Below are 9,056 nucleotides of genomic sequence, written 5' to 3' on the forward strand. Positions count from 1 at the left end.
AAAATGAAAAGCTCAAATGATTTACCAGCGAGGGGTTATACCCCTCATCACTTAACAAATAGGGGACAAAATACAAAGTTGCACAATACACAAGCAAGCATCGAAAATTGTTCAGTAGATTTAGCTGTATTATCTATCAAAATGATAAATTACATTAGGTATGTATATACAAATAAAGTTCTTAATGCTTCACGGATAAAACTTGTATTTTTCAGCTTAAATATATTCAATTTTTACATGTATGTTTATCATTTGTATGCAAATAAATATACAATAAAGTTATCAGGTCAAGTAAGTTAGATTAGAAGTACAGACATTTAAATACAACAACGCTGCATCTACCAAAAGCCACATACAGCCTTCTAACTATTGAGAAATTCATCTACCCTTATTAACGCAGTTGTTTTCTTTACCAACATCTGCAATTACAGCATTGTCAATTTATTCCTGGGATTAAATAAATAACTCTAACCCCAATTAACGAAGAGACTGAACTAGTTTCATCCAAGAGAACCAACACCATGAACCAAGACATTTCTAGCATTAATAGCAACTTCAATAAAAAAATCAACCCTGAACAATTAGACCAAATAGTTGAGGCGATTCTTGCCGGAAAGTATTCCTGGGCATGTGTTTTGATACTACGCTTGGCTGGTTATAATCCTTTGCATTACATTCCCTACCGCACCTATAACCGATTGCTCAAAGAAAACTCCCAACTGAACAGAGTACACGAGCAAGATCAAGAACGAAAAAAAGTTACTCAAACATCTCCTGACAAAAGGTCTGATACTAATGTTGCAGCCAGTTGCTTAGGCAAAATTAAAGACCTTGCTTATCTTGAGGTAGTAGGTAAGCAAAAAACAGAAATCCGTGGTGGTTTAGATAAGTGGTTGACAAAGCAAGTTAACGAATCTCAATCTGTTAAACCCGAATCACAACCTGAAAGCACTCAAGATTTGTCTTTAAAACCCTGTGAAATCAATGAAACAATATCTTGAGCCAATAGATTCTATTTCCCAGTTAATTGAGTGCCTCATAGTCTGCCATACTATTTCCTTAGTATGGCAATTTTTGCAGTTTAACTGCCTAATAGCATTGGATTAATTATCTCAAATTAGTTACAAGATTATTATTATAATGTGCCAAAATGGCAAACTTTTAATACTTCAATACTATAAATTATAGATAAGTATTTAAAGAGAGGAGACTAAATGAATAAATTTGTTTTAAACAATAAAATCAATGATTAATTAACTATCAAACACATTTAGTTGATTGTTATTGCTGAAGCAATCAGCATTTCAGGGAGTAGGTGACTCACTCACTGCGACCAACGTTTAACCGTTACTGCTGGTAATTCTTTTCCGAGAAAGACTGAGCAAGCAAAAATTAGAATGCTGGCTTACCCCAGTACTAACTTTGGTTGTCTTCTGTCAAATTTCTTTATGGTGGGGAAATTAGATAGAACTTTCTATACTAAGGCTGGTGTTACTTGAGTTTCAAAAACTTGTGGTTAACACTATCACTAGAAACGGAAATAGAAAAAGTGACGGTTCAATTGTTTTCGTTGTTGTGGCTGATAGAACTAATAGCTCTTACGCTTCTGTTTCGATGAATCATAATCCTAGTCGTCCCAACTAGGATTATCTTCGTTTTATAGGTTGACAATTTACATAGCAACTACTGGAAGCTGTTTTTTGCCAGCTTCCAGTTTTTGTGGTCTTATCAGACGCAATGTATGGCGTTTATACATGAAGCTTTTTGGCTTAACTTAAGCGTATTAGCTTATATATTACTCCATGAGCGCATAAAAGGCCGACTTTTTCTTTATATATTTCTATAATGAAAGCAAAAGCTAACTATTATCGTATATTTTCCCATTTATTTAAAAGCATAGATCCCAATGAATGACCTTTCCCAAATATTCATTGAAAATGAGGAAATTGTCAACTTCTTCAAACGAGAAATGAATCTGAAGGAAGTATATCAAAAGATTTTGTTTAAAAAAGTGATATTGCATATAGCTCAAGAAAGAGGAATCACTGTAACAAGGGCAGAAGTTGAAGCAGAAGCCGATCGCCAGCGTCGAAAGCAGCGTTTAGAGAAGGCTACAGATACCCTTACATGGTTAGCCGATCAATTAGTGACTCCCCATGATTGGGAAATGGGAATTCGCGATCGCTTAATTAGCGTGAGTTCGACAAGTCTTATTTGACCTCTCCCCCAACCCCTCTCCGTGTCGGAGAGGGGAGCAAAAAGCTGAATTTTTCGTTGCTCCTCCCTTTCCGTTTCACAGAGGGAGGGAGTGAGTGAGAGGTTCATCGAACTCACGTTAATTATCACAAAAACTAGCTCAGCACATGTTTGCAGAAGAAGTAGAAAAATTTTTGATCAAAAATAGTCTAAAATTTGAGCAAGTTATTCTTTACCAAATTGTTGTTGAATCTGACAAGCTTGCTCAAGAAGTTTATTACCAAATTGAAGATGGTGAAATCAGCTTTTATGATGCAGCTAATCTTTATAATATTAATACTCATCGCCAATGTAAGTGTGGTTATGAAGGAACTCTTTACCGTTTTGATATTCAACCAGATATAGCTGCTGTAATATTTAAGACTCCACCAAAACAATTAATAGGCCCTCTAAAAACTCAACAAGGTCATCATCTTTTTATAGTGTAAGAGTTACTTTCTGCTGAATTAACATCTGAAAGATATCAAGAAATTCTCAATTATATGTTTCAACACTGGTTAGTTACAGAACTAAACTACATGCTCGATTCATCATTACTTAGTTCATTATAGGGCAATTACAAAATTTGCAAAGATAAGTATTAGCATTTGTCTTAATTTCTATAATGCACCAATTTCAAATAAATTATGTTACAAATACATGCTTTAACCTATGCTGTATAAGAGTTTGTAGCCAATTATGCATCGTAGAGATCGCTATTGTAAATTCAATGATATCGGATTTTATCTCAACCATTAAAAAAAGTTAATAGAGATAATTTTGCCATTTTGAACATGTTTATGTATGATTTTCCTCCTAGAGATAGATACTATAATCGTAGAGAATATCAGTTAATATAAATACCCTTGTTTGTTTCTATAGATAGATGCATAGCTATTAATTATCGTCCATAATGGTTCATCTTTTGCTAAAATGTATGTATGAAAATATAGTTTTTGATATTAATAGTTACGATTCAATCAGCGATTTCCGAAATTGAATGTTTGCATAACTAAACAGTCAATAAGTAGGGATTTTTGATGGATACAAGTGATCATAAATCTTCAATAAAGGTATTATAAAGATATTATGAAAATATCGATTTTTAATTAAAACCTATTGACTATATGTAAGAAAATTTCTAAAAAAATAACAGTAGGTTAAGACAAGAGATTAAGGAACTGTCGCTTTTTCGTTGGACTGATCTTCTAGGTTATTTCAGATTTACTAAAATCTGCCGATGAGGAAATAGCTAGTAATACGCTAGTGTAAGAAGTAGATACTCATACCTGACCTTAGCTGCCTCTAAGTTCCAATTAATGGAATAGGTTTCAACCTTTCTTGAGAATCTCAACATCACCAATTCAAATATCTTGAAAGGGAACTATGAACTTGTGTTCTAAAGTTCATTAACATCCTCAAAACATGAGTCTTTAAAAGATTCCAACTCACTTTTATGAAATCATCAACCAAAGTAATTGGTTGAAACTAATACTCAGTAAACCAGTATTCAAGAAAGTCTGTTCAATTCTGGGAATTAACTAGTGAAATACTTACTGGGTTTAAGTGTTTTACCGGAAACTACTGTTTCAGGGAAGACAAAAGCTATGTTTGCTACATATTTTTTCAGGGTTGCTTACTGCTATTTACGAATTATTGACTCTTTAGAGCGCAGTCTCTAGCAAAGTTTTTACTGGCTGTAAAAAATAGAAAAATTCCCTGAACCACCGGCAAATTTTGATTATCCCTCTAATACAAGTACAACATATCAATGCCTAATATTGAGGGTCAAAAATAGCAGCTTTACAGAAATAACCCCCTAGAATTTTAAAACACTAAGTGGGTAAACATTCGGTATCGACTACACATTACATAAATAGTTAATTAGCCTAATAAAGCTAATTAATTTTGCATCTGTAATCAATTAAACTATGAGGATTTTTGCAGCAAATACAAGGGATATTTTTACCCACATCTTACTGTAGACAGCAACTGGTAATTTTTATGTCACACTATCTTAATCAAGACACAGCTTTTGACGACTCTGAAATTCATGAAAGCAAATTTTTAACACCTTTTCAAAGAAAGGCTTTGTTGAAACATTTGCAGACAAATTTACAGCCAGAATATCGGCGGCGGATTGAAATTATGTTGTTAGCCGATACGGGTAAAACTCAAACCCAAATCTGTGAAATATTAGGCTGTTCTCAAGAAATGGCACGCTACTGGATTGGTTTAGCAGAAGCGGGTTTAGCTCATAAATGGCATGAGCGACCAATAGGTAGACCCAAAATTGTGAATACTCAATATATTGAACGTTTAAAAGAATTGGTCAGCCACAGTCCTCGTGATTATGGTTATGCATTTACCTACTGGACGGCTCAATGGTTAAGCAAACATTTAGCAAATGAATTGGGTATTACCATCAGCGATCGCCATATTAATCGTCTGTTAAAACAAATGGGACTTTCCACCAAACCCAAAGCTTCTAGTCAACGAAAAATTGACCTCAATCAAGATACTGGTATTACAATCGGTGACTTGCAATCTAACTCAGAACCTAGTTTCCATTGGTCATTAAATTTGATGCAGACCAATAACTAAAAGGATGAAGGGTAAAGCCTATAACCGCAAAGCATTTTGCCACAAATTAGGATAAAAATTTTTACTTTATCCTTCCTATTTCGTCCTTGATTAATACTGTTTTGGAGGTCAGGAAATGCCATCAGGGTTTTCCCAGCAACAGTTAGCTCAGCAACTCATCCAAACCTTAGGTGAGTCGTTGTCTGATAGTGAAATTGATATGTGCTTGACAGGGGTGCAAATTGTCGAACCACCAGTAGCAAAGCAGTTCTGGCAAGCAACAGCAGCACCTGCTGGTATATATATGATCCTTGGGGGTAAAGTCAGACTACTAGATAGCTCTAACAACTTAATTACTACCCTCTCAACTGGTGCATCATTTGGCGAACTGACTCTATTTCCCCAAGAAGAGTTCAGTCCTTACGTCGCCAGAGCTTCTGTGAGTTTAAAACTTTGTCATCTTCCACACGCAGCATTACATGAAGTAATGCACAAATATCCCAGCATTAGCGATCGCCTCAAAAGAAGTGCAGAACTTTGGGATTTATTGTTGCTAACTAGCCAAAGCGCTCTACTACCTCACAATGGGTCTGTAGAAGACTTGCTCAGAACACTATCTTTATTTGAACGGCACACCGTGGAAACTGGTTCATTACCAGCCAAACTATTCCAAGATACTAAGCTTTGGCTATTGCGTCGTGGAGAACTACTACATACTGATGGACGTAGGTTGACACCGGGAAATATCTATGTATGTCCACAGCTAGGAAGTTGCCAAGCAGAGCAACCAACCATTATTTACACTTTAAAAAATGATGATTGGCAATTAGCACTAGAGTATTGGCCGCAACTAGCAGAGTTGATCAAATTTCAAGAACGTCAAGCTGAACGGGGGTCTGAGGAAGACTCTTCCCAATCTCCCTTACCCAACCCTCAATCGTCAATCCTCAGTCACATCCCAGAACCCAAGCCAAAACAAAAACAACGGCAAGTCTACTTTCCTAGTCCCACAGTGAGAGCAGGTCATTGGTGGGGACGCTTAACCAAGCGGTATCCGTTCTTTGAACAACAAAGCGCTTCTGACTGCGGGGTAGCTTGCTTAGTGATGATTAGTCGCTATTGGGGTAAGCGCTTGAGTGTTAATCTGCTGCGGGAGCAAGCTAATGTTAGTCGCAGTGGAGCATCATTGCGGAGTTTAACAACAGCCGCGGAAAGTATTGGCTTTACTACCCGTCCTGTAAAAGCCAGCTTGGATAAATTAGCCCAACAAACCTTACCAGCGATCGCTCACTGGGAAGGTAAACACTATGTAGTCGTCTATGAAATCAACAAGAAGCGGGTGATTATTGGCGACCCTGCGATCGGTCAACGTAGCCTTACCCCGACTGAATTTAAAGCCGGTTGGACTGGTTATGCCTTGCTATTGCAACCTACACCCCTACTCAAAGACACCGAAGAAGCAAGCACAACATTGTGGCAATTTTTTGACTTAGTAAAACCTCACTCACGAGTATTACTAGAAGTATTCATTGCTTCGGTGCTGATTCAGGTATTTGGACTGATTACCCCTTTATTCACACAGTTGTTGTTAGATCGAGTAATTGTGCAGGGCAGCACATTAACATTAAATGCTGTGGGTTTAGGGTTAATTATTTTTGGATTGTTACGCGTTGTCATTAATGGGCTACGGCAATATCTGCTAGACCACACAGCTAACCGGATCAGCGTCGCGCTATTAGTAGGTTTTATCAAACATACCTTTCGCTTGCCTTTGGCATTCTTTGAGTCACGTTACGTTGGTGATATTGTTTCTCGCGTTCAAGAAAATCAGAAAATTCAACGCTTTCTCACTGGAGAAGCACTGTCAATTATTTTAGATTTGCTCACAGTGTTTATCTATGTGGGACTGATGTTTTGGTACAGTTCTTCAATGGCATTGCTTAGCTTAGCCATCTTACCGCCCTATATACTACTGGCCTTTGTCGCTACACCTTTTTTACGTCGCATTAGCCGTGAAGTTTTTAACGCTTCAGCTAATGAAAACAGTTATTTAATTCAATCCCTCACAGGTATTCGCTCGATTCGCTCAATGGCAATTGAGCAGACAGTACGCTGGCGCTGGGAAGAAAGATTGAACGAGGTGATTAAAAAAACCTTTGGTGGACAGATAATTAGTAACCAATTGCAAATTTTTAGTTCCGCGATTGAATCTCTATTTACTACAGGATTACTTTGGTTTGGGGCATGGTTGGTAATTCAAAACCAACTCACAATTGGACAATTAGTTGCTTTTAATATGTTGTTAGGCAATATAATTCGCCCTTTCCAACGCCTAGTTGTGTTGTGGAATCAATTACAGGAAGTAATTATTTCTACTGAGCGAATTAATGATGTTTTGGAAGCGGAGCCAGAAGAAGACTTAAAACACCAAACCCGCCAGCATTTACCCAGATTGTACGGTAACATTCGTTTTGAAAACGTTACTTTTCGCTATCACCCAGAAAGCGATATTAACGTCCTACAAAATCTCAATTTTGAAATTCTTCCTGAGCAAACTGTAGCTGTTGTAGGACGTAGTGGTTCTGGTAAAACTACCCTCTCCAAACTAATTTTGGGTCTATATCCGCCGACGGAGGGTAAAGTATTAATTGATGCTCAAGATGTAACTAGTATTTCCCTGCGATCGCTGCGTTCTCAAATTGGTGTTGTCGATCAAGATACCTTTTTATTTGGTGGGACAATCCGTGAAAATATCAGTATTGCTCATCCAGAAGCCACTCTAGAAGAAGTTATTGAAGTGGGGCGATTAGCAGGAGCAGATGAATTTATTAAACAACTGCCAATGGGTTACGAAACCCAAATTGGTGAAGGCGGCGGTATGTTATCTGGTGGACAACGCCAAAGACTAGCGATCGCTCGTGCTTTGCTGGGCAATCCCCGTTTATTGCTCTTAGATGAAGCCACCAGCCACCTCGACTCCGAATCTGAGCGCATTATTCAGAACAACTTAAAAACAATTCTCAAAGGACGCACAAGTTTAATCATTGCTCATCGCCTCTCCACAGTGCGTCATGCTGACCTCATCCTGGTTTTAGATCGTGGCTTACTAGTCGAAAGCGGTACTCACGATGAATTAATTGCCAGAAGAGGTCATTACTTTTATCTCAACCAACAACAATTAGCTACTACAGCTTGAAGGGTGTCAGGGGAGCAGGGGAGCAACAATCTTGGGAAAAGGTGAGCCAGCGCGGTCTTGGGGGTTTCCCCCATGAGCGACTGGCGAACCCTGAAGGGGTTAAAGGGTAAAGGATGAAGAAATAAACCCTTTCCCCCTTACCCCTTTCCCTTTACCCTTCTTCCTTATGCCCCATGCCGAGTCTTAGACCAGAGACAGAGAGTAAACTTGACCATCAATTAAAAGTCGTGTGATACCTTTGGCTTGCAGATGAGTACTAGCCTTATGTAACAGTTTACTATCAGGGACTTTAATGACGCGATCGCGCTTGGTAGAAAAGCGCTTTGCCACCCGGTGATTATCAAACACAGGCAAAGTTCTTTGCTGTGTTTCCAGGCTAGGAATTTGCCCTAAGTCGCCAAAATCTTTGAGTGGTCGAGTAATCAATTCGGAGGCGCGGTCAATTACCAAATAGCAAGTCTTGGGTAAAGGGGCTGCTGACAATGGCAGGACTTGAACTGGTATTTCACCCAACCTTCGTCTGGTAACTAAAGGTCTTGGCCCATCTAAATAATCATCATCATCATCATCTTCGTAATCGTCTTCTTCTAAATCGTCTAAATCATCCTCTTCTAAATCATCTAAATCTTCCGACTCGTCTAGCAAATCTTCACCCAACATCTGGGCAATGACGGTTGCTTCTGGTCGTTCATCCGCTGGTACAGGACTAGGGATGCTGGCTATTTCCAGCGGCTTTTCTTCTACGATTTCCAATCGCTTTGCTGACCTCAGTTTTGGTTTTTCCATCGCTGAGGAGCGCCGCCGCACTCGTCTACTCTCAGAGGTTAAATCCTCATCTTCATCTGCTTCGGGGTGAGTTTCTACCTCTACTACTGTCTTCTGCGGCTCAATATCTGGTAACTTCAAGCGTTGGTTTTCGCTGCTTGGAAGTTCTTTCTCTGGCTCTGGTTGACTGAGTAAAGGTAACTGCTCATAGTTGACCTGCGCCCTGCCTTCAGGAGTCCTAGCAGCACGTTTTAAAGAAACGAGATATTCGTACTCA

Annotated in this window: 5 protein-coding genes and 1 pseudogene; 5 read left to right on the forward strand and 1 reads right to left on the reverse strand. The window is 38.6% G+C overall.

Annotation, left to right across the window (positions count from 1 at the left end; genetic code table 11):
• Positions 1 to 521: 521 nt before the first annotated feature.
• The 5 genes and pseudogenes from I8751_RS13925 to I8751_RS13945 all read left to right on the forward strand — a co-directional run bounded on the left by I8751_RS13925 (position 522) and on the right by I8751_RS13945 (position 8,014).
• Positions 522 to 1,001, forward strand: a complete 480-nt coding sequence (locus I8751_RS13925) for a HetP family heterocyst commitment protein (RefSeq protein WP_214439754.1) — start codon at positions 522 to 524, stop codon at positions 999 to 1,001.
• Between the two features lie 905 nt (positions 1,002 to 1,906).
• Positions 1,907 to 2,185 (forward strand): annotated as a pseudogene (locus tag I8751_RS13930) (peptidylprolyl isomerase); the annotation flags it as partial.
• Between the two features lie 178 nt (positions 2,186 to 2,363).
• Positions 2,364 to 2,684: a peptidylprolyl isomerase gene (locus I8751_RS13935; RefSeq protein WP_318780324.1), complete on the forward strand. Its 321-nt coding sequence runs from the start codon at positions 2,364 to 2,366 to the stop codon at positions 2,682 to 2,684.
• A gap of 1,555 nt (positions 2,685 to 4,239) precedes the next feature.
• A complete protein-coding gene (locus I8751_RS13940; protein WP_214439755.1) occupies positions 4,240 to 4,839 on the forward strand; it encodes a helix-turn-helix domain-containing protein in 600 nt (199 codons plus the stop codon).
• A 115-nt stretch (positions 4,840 to 4,954) separates the two neighbouring features.
• Entirely contained in the window at positions 4,955 to 8,014 is a 3,060-nt protein-coding gene (locus I8751_RS13945) for a peptidase domain-containing ABC transporter (protein ID WP_214439756.1), read from the forward strand.
• Positions 8,015 to 8,197: 183 nt separating this feature from the next.
• Here the strand turns inward: I8751_RS13945 and I8751_RS13950 are convergent.
• Positions 8,198 to 9,056 (reverse strand): transposase (locus I8751_RS13950; protein WP_214439757.1); only part of this gene is annotated, 859 nt, incomplete at its 5' end.

This window comes from Atlanticothrix silvestris CENA357, assembly GCF_016056295.1.
In the GTDB taxonomy this organism is placed as follows: Bacteria; Cyanobacteriota; Cyanobacteriia; order Cyanobacteriales; family Nostocaceae; genus Atlanticothrix; species Atlanticothrix silvestris.

What these genes read in the sequence shown, in the direction of transcription:
- I8751_RS13945 (WP_214439756.1), top strand. Translation starts at nt 4,955, where the DNA reads ATGCCATCAGGGTTTTCCCAGCAACAGTTAGCTCAGCAACTCATCCAA.
- I8751_RS13940 (WP_214439755.1), top strand. Translation starts at nt 4,240, where the DNA reads ATGTCACACTATCTTAATCAAGACACAGCTTTTGACGACTCTGAAATT.
- I8751_RS13935 (WP_318780324.1), top strand. Translation starts at nt 2,364, where the DNA reads ATGTTTGCAGAAGAAGTAGAAAAATTTTTGATCAAAAATAGTCTAAAA.
- I8751_RS13925 (WP_214439754.1), top strand. Translation starts at nt 522, where the DNA reads ATGAACCAAGACATTTCTAGCATTAATAGCAACTTCAATAAAAAAATC.